Below are 16,543 nucleotides of genomic sequence, written 5' to 3'. Positions count from 1 at the left end.
CTTTTTTAAAGCTTAGTCGGCAATGAATGTGCCGTTGAAGGCGACTTCCGAAAGCGGACGGCGCGGGCTTGGCGTTTCGCGGGCCTGCAGGTAGTCCGGCAGCTGTGCCTTGTCGCCCAGCCGGCCGATGGCCGCGGCAGCTTCGACGCGGTAGCCATCCGGAATGCCGAGGATTTCGATGGCCTTGTCGAAATGAATGCCGGTCATGCCATGTGCCTGGAAACCGAGAAGCTGGGCCTGATGGGCGATCGAACCCCAGGCCGCGCCGGTGTCGAAGCTGTGGCTATAGGACAGGCCGGCTTCGGAAGCGCCCGGTGCGGTGAAGTGCGTTTTCGAAATGAAGATAACCAGTGCGGAAGCGGATTTCGCCCAGCCCTGGTTGAATTCATTGAGGATCGGGAAGATCTTGTCCCACTGCTCGGTGCCGCGAAGGGCATAGGCGAAACGCCACGGCTGCGAATTGTAGGCCGACGGTGCCCAGCGCCCGGCTTCAAGGATGGTCAGAAGCTCGGTTTCGGAGATGGTCTCGCCGGTGAAAGCCCGCGGTGACCAACGGTTGAGAAAGCTCGGCTCGATGGGATAGTCGGCCTGACGGTAGTTGCTGGAGGTTGTCATGGTACATTCCTGTCTTGGGAGATTGCACGCTCGATAAAACGGACGAAGTCCGTATATAGTGATCGGGTAGTCTTTCAATAGACGCGGGTTTGAAGATGGACCGTTTCCAATATGGCGACAGCGAACGGTCCGGCCGGCACCGGCAAGGATGCGATTGGCTATGACGGAAGGCGGCGCGAAAACGCCGTTCCAGGTCATTGTCGAACGGCAGAAAAAAGTTGTATAAGTTCTGTAGATTTTCCAAGCAAAGGATTGGCTGCTGATGACCGTGACCTTGAAAGACCCCTCGCTGTTTCGCCAGGCAGCCCTTGTCGGTGAAAGCTGGATCGATGCCGATCCGAAAAATGCCATCGAGGTGAACAATCCTGCCACCGGCGAAATCATCGGTCTTGTGCCGAAGCTGGGCGCGGCTGAAACCAGGGTGGCGATCGAGGCGGCCCGGATTGCCCAGAAGGGCTGGGCTGCCCGCACCGCCAAGGAGCGCTGCGCCATCCTGCGCAAATGGTACGAGCTGATGATCGAGAACAAGGACGATCTCGGCCGTATCCTGACGCTGGAACAGGGCAAGCCATTGGCCGAGGCTACCGGCGAAATCGTCTATGGCGCCAGCTTCATCGAATGGTTCGCCGAGGAAGGCCGCCGTATCTATGGCGACATGATCCCCGGCCACCAGCCCGACAAGCGCATCATGGTGATGAAACAGCCGATCGGTGTGGTCGCGGCGATTACGCCGTGGAATTTCCCCAATGCGATGATCACCCGCAAGGCGGGTCCCGCTTTTGCCGCCGGCTGCGCCATGGTTCTCAAGCCTGCATCGCAGACGCCGTTCTCGGCCATCGCCATTGCGGTTCTGGCCGAACGCGCCGGCCTACCGAAGGGCCTGTTTTCCGTCATTACCGGCTCGGCGGTGGCGATCGGCGGCGAAATGACATCCAATCCGACGGTGCGCAAGCTCACCTTCACCGGCTCCACCGAGATCGGCATGGAGCTTTACAAGCAGAGCGCCCCGACCATCAAGAAACTCGGCCTCGAACTCGGCGGCAATGCGCCGTTCATCGTTTTCGACGATGCTGATCTCGATGCTGCCGTTGAAGGCGCGTTGATCGCCAAATATCGCAACAACGGTCAGACCTGCGTCTGCGCCAACCGCATCTATGTGCAGGATGGCGTCTACGATGCCTTTGCCAAAAAGCTCTCCGCCGCCGTCGGCCGGCTGAAGACCGGCAACGGTTTCGACGAAGGTGTCATCCTCGGCCCGCTGATCGACAAGGCGGCGCTTGCCAAGGTCGAGGAGCATATCGCCGATGCCGTGGGCAAGGGCGCACGCATCCTGCAGGGCGGCAAGAAGCACGCGCTGGGCGGTACCTTCTTCGAAGCGACGATCCTTGCCGACGTCACCAGGGACATGGCTGTTGCGAAGGAAGAAACCTTCGGGCCGCTGGCGCCGCTGTTCCGCTTCACCAATGAGGCGGATGTCGTTGAGCAGGCCAACGACACCGAGTTCGGTCTGGCGTCCTATTTCTATGCCAAGGATCTGTCGCGTGTGTTCCGGGTGGCCGAAGCGTTGGAATATGGCATGGTTGGTGTCAATACCGGGCTGATCTCGACGGCGGAAGCGCCGTTCGGCGGCGTCAAGCTGTCGGGCCTCGGCCGTGAGGGCTCGAAATACGGCATCGAGGAATTCACCGAGATTAAATATGTCTGCCTCGGCGGCATCGCCTGATTTACAAATCGGGGCCTGATCTGCCAATCAGGCTGTGAAGAAAACCGGCCGGATTCGCTCTGGCCGGTTTTTTCGTCTGCCGCTACAAATCGGCGTCCCAAAGGAGTGAACCCATGCCAGCCCCGAAAAACCTCTTCAAGTCCGCGATCCGTGCGGACCGGTTCCAGCTTGGTCTCTGGGTGGCGCTGGCCAGCCCCTATGCGGCCGAGATCGTTTCCGGCAGCGGTTACGACTGGCTGCTGATCGACGGCGAGCATGCGCCGAACGATATTCCGCTCCTGTCGGCCCAGATACAGGCGGTCAGCCGCTCCGGCGGCCATCCGATAGTCCGGCTTCCCGTCGGCGAAACCTGGATGATCAAGCAGATCCTCGATACCGGCGCCCAGACGCTGCTGATCCCGATGGTAGAGAGCGTCGAGCAGGCACAGGCGCTGGTGCGGGCCGTGCGCTATCCGCCGCATGGCGTGCGCGGGGTGGGGGCTGCCCTTGGCCGGGCGTCGCAGTTCAGCCGGATCGGCGATTATCTCGAAACGGCCAACGCCGAAATCTGCCTGATCGTCCAGATCGAAAGCCGTGCCGGTCTCGCAGCGCTTGATGAGATCGCAGCCCTTGACGGCATCGACGGGCTTTTCATCGGCCCGTCCGACCTCGCGGCCGATATGGGGCATCTCGGACAACCGGGACATGCGGATGTGACGGCCGCCATCGGGGACGCGTTTGCACGGATCAAGAAGGCCGGCAAGGCGGCCGGCATCATGACGCTGGATCTTGATCAGGCCCGCCTGTACCGCGACATGGGGGCGACCTTCATGGCGATCGGGACGGATGTGACGCTTCTCGTCAGCGCCACGGAACGGCTGCGCGAGGATTTCCTGTCCGGTAGCAAGAGCGATGTCAAACCGGTTTCCGGCTATTGATCAGCGCAAGCAATCACGTCTGAATCCGGCTATTGAATGGATTGCAGCAGCGTTTCGCGCGCCGATTTCAGGTGCCTGCGGCAGGCGGCTTCGACCAGCACCGGATCGCGGGAGCGAAGGGCGGCGATATAGTCGAGATGTTCTTCGAGCGCCCGGGCGTTTCGCGCGCGCGCATTCGTTTTGTTCCACTGGTAGTGATAGTGGAAGACGATGGTGATGATATCGTAGAAATCGACGATGAAGCGGTTGCTGGACGAGGTATGCACCAGCAGATGGAAGCGCTCGTCAAGTTCCGAAAATTCCCGGTAGCGATTGTCGATATCGGCCAGAATCTCGTGATGCAGGGCCTCGATCCGGTCGAGATCGGCCCAGGCGGGATGATCGGGCGCCAGTGCCGCAAAGCTTGCGGCCGAGCGCAGTTCGAACATTTCACGCACCTCCGTCAGTTCCAGCGCGAATTCGCGGGTAAAGCCTTTGAGGATCCAGTGACTGTTCGGCCGTTTTTCGATCAGTCCGAAGCGGCTGAAGCGGATCAGGAATTCGCGCACGCTGGTGGTGCCGGTGCCGATGTCGCGGGCGAGTTCCAGCTCGTTGATCTGCATGCCGGGCTCGGCGCCGCCGGCCAGAATCCGGCGCATGAAGCTGCGCTCGATGATATCGGAGAGTGAATCCGTTTCTTCCGCCGGGTAATAATCCTCCGCCTTTGGCTGGCGCAGGACCACTTTTGCCCGCTTGTCCCAGGCGATCAGCTGCAGCTCTTCCATCCGTGTCAGGATAGCGCGGATGGTGGTGCGGCTGACGCCGAGCGTGGCGCCGAGCTCCGGTTCGGACGGTAGCGCGGAGGTTTCCGCCAAGAGCTTGAGGCAGCGGTTGAAGGCGTCCTTGAAGACGGTGTTCTGTTTCGCCATGATTTTGCCGACCGGATAGGAGTTTCTGTCAATCCCGATGAAAGGGCGTGATTTTCGCGTTGCTCTATCCGGTCTGCCCGATCCTGTCTTCGCCGGTCATTTGAAGTTCCATGGTTGTATCGATCCCTGATTTTGTTTTTGATGCGGCCGTTGCCTTTTTGCTGCGCCGGCTGCGTGTGCATAATACCCATTGACGGCAAACTGTCTATTGTGGATAAAAGACAAAAATGGATGATACCACTCGTCCTGAATAATCGTCATGGGAGATACCAAGGGTGACCGCACCTTCCTTCATCGTTCTGTCGCCTGAAGACAATGTCGCCGTCGCATCGCTCGTTATCGAGCCGGGTGGGCAATTGCCGGATGGCGTCCGGGCCGCGGCAAAGATTGATCCGGGCCACAAGGTGGCCATCCGCCCCATTCACGCCGGCGAAGCCGTGGTCAAATACGGCCAGGCGATCGGCCGCGCGACCATCGAGATCGCTGCCGGCGATCATGTGCATTCGCACAACCTGGCTTTCGATCAGGACCGGCTGTCGATCGGCGCGCCGGTGCCGCCGGAAGCAGCCAGCGCCGCCGACAAGGCGCGCACCTTCATGGGCTATCGCCGTGCCGACGGCCGCGCCGCGACCCGCAATTTCATCGGCATCATCGCCAGCGTCAACTGTTCCACCACGGTCTGTCGCGCCATTGCCGAGGAGGCCAACAAGACCATCCTGCCGCGTTATGACGGCATCGACGGTTTCGTACCGATCGTCCACGATCAGGGCTGCGGCATGAGTTCGACCGGCGACGGCATGAAAAACCTGCACAGAACCCTTGCCGGTTACACCCGCCATGTGAATTTCGGTGGCGTGCTGATGGTCGGCCTCGGTTGCGAGGTCAACCAGCTGACGCTCTACGGCCAGGCCGGCGCCGGCGCCGGAAAGCGCCATTTCAATATCCAGGATGCCGGCGGCTCACGCCGCGCCGTGGCCCGGGCGTTGGGCGTTCTTGAGGAGATCGCTGCGGAAATCGGTACCGCCAAGCGCGTCCCGATCCCGGTCAGCGAAATTATCGTCGGCCTGCAATGCGGCGGCTCGGACGGGTTGTCGGGCATCACCGCCAATCCGGCGCTGGGTGCCGCGGTCGATATTCTCGCTGGCGCCGGCGGCACGGCCATCCTGTCGGAAACCTCGGAAATCTACGGCGCCGAGCATCTGCTGCGCAGCCGCGCGGTCAACGATAGCGTGGCGCAGAAGCTCGACGGACTGATTACCTGGTGGGAAGACTATGTCGCCATGCATGGCGCCTCGCTCGACAACAATCCTTCGCCGGGCAACAAGCGTGGCGGCCTGACGACCATCCTGGAAAAATCGCTCGGCGCCGTCGCCAAGGGCGGCCGTTCGCCGCTGACGGCGGTCTATCACTATGCCGAGCGGGTGACCGAGCACGGGCTGGTTTTCATGGATACGCCCGGTTACGATCCGGTGTCGGCGACGGGGCAGGTGGCGGGTGGTGCCAATGTGATCACATTTACCACCGGCCGGGGTAGCTGCTTCGGATCGCGCCCATGCCCGTCGATCAAGCTGACCAGCAACACGGCGCTCTACCGCGCCATGGAAGAAGACATGGATATCGACTGCGGCACGATCGCCAGCGGCGATGCGACGATCGCCGGCATGGGCCGCGAGATCTTCGACCTGATCATCGATACGGCATCCGGCAAGAAGACCAAGAGCGAGCTGTTCGGCTACGGCGACAATGAATTCGTGCCCTGGCACCTGGGCGCGACACTCTGACGGGAGGCTGTCGGAGCGGAGGAGAGATGTGATGCAGACACGAAAGATCGGCAAGACGGATTTGTCCGTCACCGAATACAGTTTCGGTACGGCGCCGCTCGGCGGAATGTACCGCGCCTGCCCACGCGAGACGGCGATGGAAACGCTGGAGGCCGCCTGGGATGCGGGCCTGCGGTTCATCGATACCGCGCCGTGGTACGGTTTCGGCCTGGCCGAGCGAAGGGTCGGGGATTTTCTGCGGGACAAGCCCAAGGGCAGCTGGGTGCTGTCGACCAAGGTCGGCCGGCTGCAGCGGCCGGTAGCAGACGACAAGGTCCCGAGCTACGGCTTCGTCGATCCGCTGCCGTTCGAGACGGATTACGATTATTCCTATGACGGTATCATGCGGTCGGTCGAGTTCAGCTATGCCCGCCTTGGTCTCAACCGCATCGATATCCTCTTCGTCCATGACATCGGCGTCTACACGCATGGCGCAGAACGCAATGCCGTCTATCTCCGCCAGCTTTTCGACGGCGGTCTCAAGGCGCTGGAGGAGCTGAAGTCGAGCGGCGCCATTTCCGCCTATGGTCTCGGCGTCAACGAGGTGCCTGTCTGTCTGGATGTGATGCGCGAGGCGGATATCGACTGTATCCTGCTCGCCGGGCGTTACACGCTGCTGGATCGCACCGCCACGGCGGAATTGCTGCCGCTCTGCGAGAAGAAGAAAACCTCGCTGGTGGTTGGCGGCGTTTTCAATTCGGGTATTCTGGCCACCGGTCCGGTGGAAGGATCGCATTTCGACTATATGCCGGCGACTGCGGACGTTCTTGACAAGGTGAGGGCGATGGAGGCCATTGCCCGCTCAAAGGGGCTGCCCCTGGCCGCACCCGCAATCCAGTTTCCGCTTCAGAGCCCGGCGGTTGCGTCGGTTCTACTGGGAACGGCCAAGCCGTCGAGCCTGATCCGCAATATGGAATTGACGCGGCCGCGTTTGCAGCCGAATGACTTCAGCGGCTACGAAGCGCATACGCTGGTGGCGCCGGATCTGGGGCTGGAAGCCGTCCGGGTCTAGCCGGGTTTTGAACGGATAAAGGAAAATAGAATGCTGAAGGGAATACATCCATTGCTCGGGCCGGAACTGCTGCATGCAATCCGCACGATGGGCCATGGGGACGAGATCGTTGTCGCCGATGCCAATTTTCCGGCCAGCACCATGGGGCCGAAGGTCGTGCGCGCCGATGGCGTCGATGCGCTGGCGATCACCGAGGCGATCCTGGCGCATATGCCGCTCGATACCTTCGTCGATGAATCCGCCTGGCGGATGGAGGTTGTCGGTGATCCGGCGGCGGTGCCGGATGTCTGCGTCAAGTTCCAGAGTCTGGTCAAGAAACTCGCAGGCGATTTCAAGGTCGTACCGATCGAGCGCTTTGCCTTCTACGAGCGTTCGCGCAAGGCCGCCTATATCGTCGCGACAACCGAATTTCGGCTCTACGGAAACATCATCCTGAAGAAGGGTGTCGTGCATCCGCAGGAACTCTACCGCGTCTGAATGGGCGCGGATTGCCGGTCCATGGAGGTGGACCGGTTCATCTTCGTGATGAAAAACAAAGACTTGGCGTTGGGAGGAAATCAATGCGCAAGGACATCGCAGACCGCTTGCAATTTCAAAATTGCTGAGATAGCTTGCCAAGGCAAAATGTTTTTTATCGATAAAAGATCGAACTGTTTGCGTCTTGCGGCCCGGTCTGAGGAGAACTGAACAAGACGTTGTTGGAGGAGAACAACACCATGACCCTTATGAAGCATATTCTGTCGCGTCGCGCCTTTACCAGCCTGGCCGGCGCCGCCGTCTTCGCAACCATGCTGCCGATGACATCGCATGCTGCCGACGTCACCATTCCGATCATCGTCAAGGATACGACGTCGTTCTACTGGCAGATCGTTCTGGCCGGCGCCCGCGCGGCCGGCAAGGATCTCGGCGTCAACGTGCCGGAACTCGGTGCCCAGTCGGAATCCGACATCAACGGCCAGATCACCATTCTGGAAAATGCCGTTGCCGGCGCACCGGCCGCTGTCGTCATCTCGCCGACGGAATTCAAGGCGCTCGGCAAGCCGATCGACGAAGCTGCCAAGGCAGTGCCGATCATCGGCATCGATTCCGGCGCCGACTCCAAGGCCTTCACGTCCTTCCTGACCACCGACAACACCCAGGGCGGCCGCATCGCTGCTGACGGTCTTGCCGCCGCCATCAAGGAAGCAACCGGCAAGGAAGAGGGCGACATCGCCATCATCACCAGCCTGCCAGGTGTCGGTTCGCTGGATCAGCGTCACAACGGCTTCGTCGAGCAGATCACGGCCAAGTATCCGGGCCTCAAGGTCGTTGCCGACAAATATGCCGACGGTCAGGCCACCACCGGCCTCAACATGATGACCGACCTGATCACCGCCAATCCGAACCTCGTTGGCGTGTTCGCGTCCAACCTGATCATGGCGCAGGGCGTTGGCCAGGCGATCGCTGAAAACAAGCTCGGCGACAAGATCAAGGTCATCGGCTTCGACAGCGACGAAAAGACGGTCGGCTTCCTCAAGGAAGGCGTTCTTGCCGGCCTCGTCGTGCAGGACCCGTACCGCATGGGCTATGACGGCATCAAAACCGCGCTGGCCGCCTCCAAGAAGGAAAAGGTCGAGGCCAATGTCGATACCGGCGCCAACCTGGTGACCAAGGCCAACATGGCCGATCCGAAGATTGATGCCCTTCTGAACCCGAAGGTCAACTGATCGAGACAAGGCGGCAGGGCAACACCCTTTGGGGAAGGCCCTGCCGCCCGTCGCAGAATGCGATCCCAGCCCGTTTCAGACCGGTAATTCTGGTTTGAAATGGGTTCCGGGGCCTGGGAGGAAAGCCGCCATGACAGGACTGTACGACGTCAGCCACCGGCACGAGGGCGCGGCGATTGCTAAGCATCCCGTTGCGAAGGGCCAGCCGATCCTGGAATTGCGCGGCCTGCAGAAGAAATACGGTGCCGTCGAGGCTTTGAAGCCGGCGAACATCACGTTTCTTTCCGGTGAAATCCACGCCATCGTCGGGGAAAACGGTGCCGGAAAATCGACGCTGATCAAGCTTCTGACCGGTGTTATCCGCCGAACCTCCGGCGAGGTCTTCTGGTGCGGCGATGCCGTGCAGCTTGCCACTCCGAACGAGGCGATTTCGCGTGGCATCAATGCCGTGCATCAGGAAGTCGTGCTCTGCCGGCACCTGAGTGTCGCTGCCAACATGTTCCTCGGCGACGAAATGAACAAGAACGGCCTGATGCGCAAACGCGCCATGACCGACGCGGCGCAGGCCGTACTCAACGATCTCGGCTTCAATCTGCCGGCTGCCGCCCTTCTCAGCGACTTGACGATCGGCCAGCAGCAGCTGGTGGCGACGGCGCGGGCGGCGATGCGCGGTACCCAGTTTTTGATTTTCGACGAGCCGACCGCCTACCTGACACGGCAGGAATCGGCGCAACTGTTCCGTCTCATTCGCCGGCTACAGGCCGAAGGCGTGACGATCGTCTATATCAGCCACCGCATGGAAGAGGTTTTCGAGCTGGCCGACCGGGTTTCGGTCCTGCGCGACGGCACTCATGTCGGAACGCGCAATATCGGCGAAACCAACGATGCCGAGCTGATCTCGATGATGATCAACCGCACCATCGAGCAGATCTACCATAAAGAAACGTTGCCGATCGGCGGTACGATCGTCGAGACGCGCGGCCTGTCCGGTCCGGGCTTTACGGATGTGTCGCTGTCCGTGCGGGCAGGCGAGATCGTCGGGCTCTATGGTCTGATCGGCGCCGGCCGCAGCGAATTTGCACTCGGTCTCTATGGCCGCCAGCCGGTGTCATCCGGCGAAATTGTCTGGCAGGGCAATCCGGTCAAGATCCGCAACGAACGTGTGGCAATGGATCTCGGCATTGCGCTGGCGCCGGAAAGCCGTCGTGATCAGGGCCTTTGTCTCAATCTGCCGATCGGCATGAACATCAATCTGCCGATCTTCGACCGGTTGTCGAATGGGCTGACCATCAACCGTCGCCGCGAAACCGACAATGCCGACCGCCAAATCAATGACCTGAAGATCAAGACGCCGACGCGCCGGGTGCTGGCATCCGCCATGTCCGGCGGCAACCAGCAGAAGATCGTCATCGGCAAATGGCTGAGCCACGGCGCCAAGCTGTTCATCTTCGACGAGCCGACCGTCGGCGTCGATGTCGGCACCAAGGCGGAAATCTACCGGCTGTTCGCCCGGCTGTTGGAGCAGGGAGCCGGCATCATCCTGATCTCGTCCTATCTGCCGGAGGTCTACGAGCTTTCCGACCGGCTGCATGTGTTCCGCCAGGGCAAGCTCGTCGCCAGCCATACCTATCGCAGCGCCTCGCATGAGGAAGTGCTGACCCAGGCGATCGGCGTGTGAACATGATGAAAAGACCGAATAAGAAAATGCGTGGAGGAAAGTCATGAGCGTTGAGACCACAACGGAAACCGCACCGGTCCCGAAGAAGGGCATGAACATCCTGTTCGGCCTGACGCTTCTCGGGCTTTTGCTGTTCCTCTGGCTGCTTCTCGGGCTTTCGACCACCAGCTTCTGGACCGCCAACAACATCAGCAACCTGCTGCGTCAGGGGGCGATGACGGCGATCCTCGCGGTCGGACAGACCTTCGTCATCATCACCGCCGGTATCGATCTTTCGGTTGGCGCCGTCGTCGGTTTCTCCAGCGTCACCGTCGCCTGGCTTTTGTCGCATGGCGTGCCGCTCTGGCCGGCGATGGGGATCACGCTTCTGGTCGGCGTGCTGATCGGCGCCTTCCATGCCTTCGGCATCGTGCGCATGGGGCTTCCCGCCTTCATCATCACGCTGGCGACGCTGACCTCCCTGCGCGGCATCGGCCTGCTCGTCACCAACGGCTCGACGATCTCGATCAGCAACGAGGCTTTCACCAATTTCTCGCGCGCCGATTTCCTCGGCATTCCCAGCCTGTTCTGGATGGTCATCGTCGTTGCGATACCGGCCTACATCTTCCTGCACCTGAGCCGCTGGGGCCGTTATCTCTTTGCCGTCGGTTCCAACAGCGAGGCGGCGCGTCTGTCCGGCGTCAATGTCAACCGGACGATCTATCTCGCCTACATCCTGTCTTCCACCTGCGCCGCCTTTGTCGGCCTGCTGCTTGCCTCGCGCATCGGCATCGGTAACGCCACCCAGGCAGAAGGCTGGGAACTGCAGGCGATCGCCTCGTCCGTCATCGGCGGCACCAGCCTGTTCGGTGCGGTCGGCTCCGTCCACGGACCGCTGCTCGGCGCCTTCATCCTGGCGACGATCAACAACGGCGCCAATCTGCTCAACGTCAACGCCTTCGTGCAGCGGATCATCACCGGCGTCCTGATCATCGTCATCGTCTATTTCGACCAGTTGCGCCGCCGTGGCTCGCGCTAGACGCCTTCGCTCAGTCGCGGACAAGATTGCAAGGAACAGCCTGCCATGAAAGCGGCGATCTGCCCGGAGCCCGGGCGCCTGGATATCATCGACAGACCCGCGCCGGGTTCTCCGCCGAAAGGTTGGGCGCGGCTGGCCGTCAGCCATGTCGGTATCTGCGGCACCGATTATCATATCTTCGAGGGCAAACACCCCTATCTCGAATATCCCCGGGTCATGGGACACGAAATTTCGGCAACGGTAATTGAATCCGGCGAAGGAATTTCGCTGGCGCCGGGAACGCCCGTCATCGTCAACCCTTATCTTTCCTGCGGAACCTGCGGTGCCTGCCTGAAGGGCAAGCCCAACTGCTGCACGGCGATCAGGGTGCTGGGCGTCCATACCGACGGCGCCTTCTGCGAGGAAATCCTCGTTCCCGAAGCCAATCTCTATCCGGCCGACGGTCTTTCGCTGGAAGAGGCAGCGACTGTCGAATTCCTCGCCATCGGCGCGCATGCTGTGCGCCGCTCGCTCGCCCCGCCGGGATCAAGGGCATTGGTCATCGGTGCCGGACCCATCGGCCTTGGAACCGCGCTTTTCTCCCGCATCGCCGGCCATCGGGTCACACTTCTGGATACCAGCGCCGAGCGGCTGGACATGGCCGCCAGCCGGCTGGGATTTGCCGAAGGCATATTGGCCGGGGACGGTGCTTTGGCAGCGGTTCTGTCGGCAACGGACGGTGATGGTTTCGACGTCGTCTTCGATGCCACCGGCTATGGCGGTTCGATGGAGAAATCCTTCGCCTTCGTCGCTCATGGCGGCTGCCTCGTCTTCGTCAGTGTCGTCAAGGACGAGATCCGTTTTTCCGATCCGGAATTCCACAAGCGCGAAATGATGCTGGTCGGCAGCCGCAATGCGACCCGGCAGGATTTCGAGCACGTGGCCGCCTCCATCCGCTCGGGTCATGTCCCGATCAAATCGCTGATCACCCATCGCACCACGCTGGACGATGTGGCGAACGACCTGCCGCGCTGGGCACATGAAAAAGCCGGACTGATCAAGGCGGTGGTCAAAATATCGCCATGACGCGGATCGATGCCCATCAGCACTACTGGAGCCTGGGTCTCGGCCACAACGACTGGCCGCCACCCGAGCTTGCGCCGATCTACCGCGATTTTACGCCCGATGACCTGAAGCCGCATCTGGTCGTCGTCGGCATTACCAAAACGGTCCTTGTTCAGGCTGCGCCCAACCTGGCGGAAACCGAATTCCTGCTGGCCTTGGCCGTGCGCGAGGAAACGGTCGCTGCCGTCGTTGGCTGGGTGGATGTGTGGTCGCCGTCAGCGCATGCCGATCTCGAGCGCTTCCGGCGAAATCCGAAATTCAGGGGCATCCGTCCGATGCTCCAGGGCATTGAAGATACATTTTGCATCCTTCAACCCGAGGCGGTCCGCACACTGGAAATGTTGCCGGGCCTTGGCCTGCGTTTCGACGCTCTCATCCAGCCGCGTCACCTGCCGGTCGTGGCAGCGCTGGCCGACCGGCTGCCCGATCTGCCCATCGTCGTCGATCATGGTGCAAAGCCCTTCATTGCCAAAGGCATGGTCGAGCCGTGGCGCGTGGATATCGCAGCCCTTGCCCGCCGTCCGAATGTCTGTGTCAAGCTGTCCGGGCTGGTGACCGAAGCCGGCCAAGGCTGGTCGCCGGAGGGGCTGAAGCCCTATGTTTCGCATCTGCTCGATAGTTTCGGCCCACAGCGCGTCATGTTCGGCAGCGATTGGCCGGTGGTTGATCTCGATGCGAGCTACGGCGACTGGTGGGAGGTCGCCCATAGATTGCTGGCCGGTCTCGATGACACGGATCGCGATGCGGTATTTTGCACGACGGCTGCCCGCTTCTACGGGATCGATCTGTGAAGGCAGGCCTGTGTAAACGTCTTTACCGAGTATCAAGTCATCCGTGCCAAAGTCGTGATGGGCTTGCCCCGCCGGGAGTGAGGCATATTTATTGCGTTGCACAAGAAAAGTGCTAGTGTCGGCCTTACTTGCGGACATCAAGAACAAGAATGCAGGGTTGCGTCCGGTTGGGAGCGGCGTTGTCGTTTACGGTAACAAGGAGAACGCTTCCGATGTTTTACCAGTTGTATGAACTCAATCACGCGATGATGGCGCCGTGGCGCGCCGCCGCCGATGCCATGCGGCTCGCCTATGCCAATCCGCTGAACCCCATTTCCCATACCTATATGGGCCGCGCCGCCGCGGCCGGCCTTGAAGTCTTCGAACGCACGACCCGCCGCTATGGCAAGCCGGAATTCGGCCTGGCCGAAACGCTGATCGATGGCAGCCCGGTCGCAGTGCAGGAACGCATCGTCTGGCGCGAGCCGTTCTGCAATCTCATCCATTTCGAACGCGCATTGCCGAAGGGCAGGGCCGCCGATCCGAAGGTGCTGATCGTCGCGCCGATGTCCGGCCACTATGCCACGCTGCTGCGCGGCACGGTCGAGGCGCTGCTGCCGCAGTCGGACGTCTATATCACCGACTGGATCGACGCCCGCACGGTGCCGCTGACCGAAGGCACTTTCGATCTCGACGACTACATCGACTATGTCATCCAGCTGCTGCATTTCCTCGGGCCCGATACCCATGTGATCGCCGTCTGTCAGCCCGCCGTGCCGGTTCTTGCCGCCGTGGCGCTGATGGAAGCCAATGACGACCCGCTGTCGCCGTCCTCCATGACGCTGATGGGGGGGCCGATCGACACGCGCATCAATCCGACGGCGGTCAACCAGCTCGCCAAGGACAAGCCGATCGAATGGTTCCGCGACAATGTCGTCATGCCGGTGCCGTTTCCGCAGCTGGGTTTCATGCGTCCGGTCTATCCGGGCTTCCTGCAGCTTTCCGGCTTCATGTCGATGAATCTCGACCGCCACCTGACGGCGACGAAGGATTTCTTCGAGCATCTGGTTAAGAACGATGGCGACGCCGCCGAAAAACATCGCGATTTCTACGATGAATACATGGCGGTGATGGATCTGACCGCCGAGTTCTACCTGCAGACCGTCGATGTCGTCTTCATGAAGCATGCGCTTCCAAAGGGCGAGATGATGCATCGCGGACAGAAGGTGGATACGGCTGCGATCCGCAAGGTGGCGCTTCTGACGGTCGAGGGCGAGAACGACGATATTTCCGGTGTTGGCCAGACGGAGGCGGCGCAGACGATCTGTCCGAATATTCCCGACAATATGCGCATGCATTACATGCAGCCGGATGTCGGCCATTACGGGGTCTTCAACGGATCGCGCTTCCGCCGTGAAATCGCTCCGCGCATCACCGCATTCCAGCGCGAGCATGCCCGCAGTGCCCGGCCGGTACGCCGGGTGATCAAGGGCGGAAAGTCCGCCTGATCCGCAATTCGTATCGATTTCATCGATCAATATCAGGGGCTTGCCGGAATCTGCGGACAATTGTCTTGCGGAGGGGCGAGCCCCTTCCCATCTCGTAATAAGCGGGCCCGAAGAGAGGCCCACTTTGAACGAGGACTTCTGAACATGAACCAATCTGCATTGATCCGTCCGGACTGGACGCCCGCGACCATTGCCATGATGGTGCTCGGTTTCGTGGTTTTCTGGCCGCTTGGGCTTGCCGTGCTTGCCTATATCCTGTTCGGCGAACGGCTGAAATCCTTCAAGAAGGATGCCAACGATACCGTTGATGGCATCTTCTCATCCTTCAAGCGCAAAGGTCAGCGCTATGGCCGTCCGGGCTTCGGTACCGGCAACGTTGCCTTCGACGACTGGCGCGATGCCGAACTGTCCCGTCTCGACGAGGAACGCCGCAAGCTCGATGAAATGCGCCAGCAGTTCGACGACTATGTCCGCGAGTTGCGCCGTGCCAAGGACCAGGACGATTTCGACCGCTTCATGCGCGAGCGCAATTCCGGCGGGTCCGGTTCGGTTCCGGGCTTTCCGGCCCACTGATCCGGCGATCGGAGAGACAAACAAAACCGGCATCCGCAAAGGTGCCGGTTTTTCTTTTTGATGTGGTCCCGCTTGTTCGGGATCATGCGTCCTTCAAACGAATCGGTTATGAAGACAGTCATGTTCTCCCTGCTTCGAAAGTCGCGTCAGCCCAAATCTCCGCCGCCACCGGTGATGCGGACGATCGATGTCGCGGGCAAGGTCATGCCGCTGACCATTCGCCAGAATGCCCGCGCCACCCGCATGACGCTGCGCATCGAGCCGGGCGGCCGTGCCCTGAAAATGACCATTCCGGCCGGATTGCCCGAACGCGAGATCAACGCCTTCCTCGATCGCCATCAGGGATGGCTGATGACCAAGCTTGCGCGGTTTTCCGGCGAAAGCGTTCTGGAAGAGGGCGGCACCATCCTGCTGCGCGGCGTCGCGCACCGGATCGAGCGCACCGGCAAGCTGCGTGGCCTGACCGAGGCCGTGATCGTCGATGACGAACCGGTGCTGCTTGTCAGTGGCGCTGAGGAACACTTGCGCCGCCGGATCGCGGATTTCTTGAAGAAGGAAGCCCGCAAGGATCTGGAGCGGCTGGTCGCCATCCATGCCCGCATGGTCGGCCGTAAGGTGAAGTCGCTGAGCTTCAAGGATACGCGCAGCCGCTGGGGCTCCTGCGCGGCCGATGGGGCCTTGAGTTTCTCCTGGCGCATCGTCATGGCGCCGCCGAAAGTGATCGATTATCTCGCCGCCCACGAGGTGGCGCATCTGCGCGAGATGAACCATGGGCCGGATTTCTGGGATCTGTGCGAGGAGCTCTGCCCGGCGATGGACGACGCCAAGCGCTGGCTCAAGCGCAACGGCACCATGCTGCACGCGATCGACTTCGATTGATGGCAGCCCGGCTCAGCGCCGGTACTGGTTGCCCAGCGCTTCCCGGATCTTCTCGTCCGTCTTGTACTGGCTCAGCGCATAGACCGACCAGATCGCCGCCGGAATCCAGCCAATCAGGGTGACCTGCAGGATCAGGCAGATGATGCCGGCAATCGGCCGGCCGATGGTGAAAAATTGCAGCCAGGGCAGGATGATGGCAAGCAGAAGGCGCATGATGTTCTCCGTGTTTGTTCCGGATAATATGGGTCCGTGACCTCGCATCAGCAATGGTTGAAGCTGCGTTTGCGCCGTAGTTTGCCGTGTTTTAAGCTC

General features: G+C 61.0%; 16 protein-coding genes. 13 read left to right on the top strand and 3 right to left on the bottom strand.

The genetic code is table 11. The features are described 5' to 3' along the window. Positions 1-12: 12 nt before the first annotated feature. Entirely contained in the window at positions 13-615 is a 603-nt protein-coding gene (locus ADU59_RS20320) for a nitroreductase family protein (protein ID WP_068955984.1), read from the bottom strand. A 268-nt stretch (positions 616-883) separates the two neighbouring features. Between ADU59_RS20320 and gabD the strand changes: the two genes are divergently transcribed. Both gabD and ADU59_RS20310 read left to right on the top strand, forming a co-directional pair. Then, positions 884-2,338, top strand: coding sequence for an NADP-dependent succinate-semialdehyde dehydrogenase (gabD, locus tag ADU59_RS20315; protein WP_068956201.1), 1,455 nt, complete (start codon positions 884-886; stop codon positions 2,336-2,338). A 113-nt stretch (positions 2,339-2,451) separates the two neighbouring features. Further along, positions 2,452-3,255, top strand: a complete 804-nt coding sequence (locus ADU59_RS20310) for an aldolase/citrate lyase family protein (RefSeq protein WP_068955983.1) — start codon at positions 2,452-2,454, stop codon at positions 3,253-3,255. A 29-nt stretch (positions 3,256-3,284) separates the two neighbouring features. Here the strand turns inward: ADU59_RS20310 and ADU59_RS20305 are convergent, their stop codons facing one another. After that, the gene (locus ADU59_RS20305; protein ID WP_068955982.1) at positions 3,285-4,163 is read right to left on the bottom strand and encodes a GntR family transcriptional regulator; all 879 of its coding nucleotides are present in this window, start codon (positions 4,161-4,163) and stop codon (positions 3,285-3,287) included. Between the two features lie 275 nt (positions 4,164-4,438). On the opposite strand from ADU59_RS20305, the gene ADU59_RS20300 reads away from it, so the two are divergent. From ADU59_RS20300 to ADU59_RS20245, 11 genes are all read left to right on the top strand, one after another. Continuing rightward, positions 4,439-5,944, top strand: coding sequence for a UxaA family hydrolase (locus tag ADU59_RS20300; RefSeq protein ID WP_068955981.1), 1,506 nt, complete (start codon positions 4,439-4,441; stop codon positions 5,942-5,944). A 31-nt stretch (positions 5,945-5,975) separates the two neighbouring features. Beyond that, the gene (locus ADU59_RS20295; RefSeq protein ID WP_068955980.1) at positions 5,976-6,995 is read left to right on the top strand and encodes an aldo/keto reductase; all 1,020 of its coding nucleotides are present in this window, start codon (positions 5,976-5,978) and stop codon (positions 6,993-6,995) included. Positions 6,996-7,025: 30 nt separating this feature from the next. Then, complete coding sequence (locus tag ADU59_RS20290) at positions 7,026-7,472, top strand: RbsD/FucU family protein (RefSeq protein ID WP_068955979.1); 447 nt, start codon at positions 7,026-7,028, stop codon at positions 7,470-7,472. Between the two features lie 239 nt (positions 7,473-7,711). Next, positions 7,712-8,701: an ABC transporter substrate-binding protein gene (locus ADU59_RS20280; RefSeq protein WP_068955977.1), complete on the top strand. Its 990-nt coding sequence runs from the start codon at positions 7,712-7,714 to the stop codon at positions 8,699-8,701. A gap of 130 nt (positions 8,702-8,831) precedes the next feature. Continuing rightward, complete coding sequence (locus ADU59_RS20275) at positions 8,832-10,379, top strand: sugar ABC transporter ATP-binding protein (protein ID WP_068955976.1); 1,548 nt, start codon at positions 8,832-8,834, stop codon at positions 10,377-10,379. 43 nt (positions 10,380-10,422) lie between these two features. Continuing rightward, entirely contained in the window at positions 10,423-11,397 is a 975-nt protein-coding gene (locus ADU59_RS20270) for an ABC transporter permease (RefSeq protein ID WP_068955975.1), read from the top strand. Between the two features lie 45 nt (positions 11,398-11,442). Then, a complete protein-coding gene (locus ADU59_RS20265) occupies positions 11,443-12,462 on the top strand; it encodes a zinc-binding alcohol dehydrogenase family protein (RefSeq protein ID WP_068955974.1) in 1,020 nt (339 codons plus the stop codon). After that, entirely contained in the window at positions 12,459-13,292 is an 834-nt protein-coding gene (locus ADU59_RS20260) for an amidohydrolase family protein (RefSeq protein ID WP_068955973.1), read from the top strand. The genes ADU59_RS20265 and ADU59_RS20260 overlap by 4 nt, the downstream gene beginning before the upstream one ends. Positions 13,293-13,504: 212 nt before the next feature. Next, positions 13,505-14,779: a polyhydroxyalkanoate depolymerase gene (phaZ, locus tag ADU59_RS20255; RefSeq protein WP_068955972.1), complete on the top strand. Its 1,275-nt coding sequence runs from the start codon at positions 13,505-13,507 to the stop codon at positions 14,777-14,779. A gap of 144 nt (positions 14,780-14,923) precedes the next feature. After that, positions 14,924-15,352, top strand: a complete 429-nt coding sequence (locus ADU59_RS20250; RefSeq protein WP_068955971.1) for a DUF2852 domain-containing protein — start codon at positions 14,924-14,926, stop codon at positions 15,350-15,352. A gap of 120 nt (positions 15,353-15,472) precedes the next feature. Beyond that, positions 15,473-16,231 (top strand): M48 family metallopeptidase, encoded by a 759-nt coding sequence (locus ADU59_RS20245; protein WP_068955970.1) that lies wholly within the window; start codon positions 15,473-15,475, stop codon positions 16,229-16,231. A 12-nt stretch (positions 16,232-16,243) separates the two neighbouring features. Here the strand turns inward: ADU59_RS20245 and ADU59_RS20240 are convergent, their stop codons facing one another. Then, positions 16,244-16,444, bottom strand: a complete 201-nt coding sequence (locus tag ADU59_RS20240) for a YqaE/Pmp3 family membrane protein (RefSeq protein ID WP_068955969.1) — start codon at positions 16,442-16,444, stop codon at positions 16,244-16,246. Between the last annotated feature and the right edge of the window lie 99 nt (positions 16,445-16,543).

Origin of the sequence: Pararhizobium polonicum (assembly GCF_001687365.1) — a bacterium.
GTDB lineage: Bacteria > Pseudomonadota > Alphaproteobacteria > Rhizobiales > Rhizobiaceae > Pararhizobium > Pararhizobium polonicum.
Note: the sequence above shows the minus strand (reverse complement) of the source record. Positions and strands in the feature narration are given on the sequence as shown.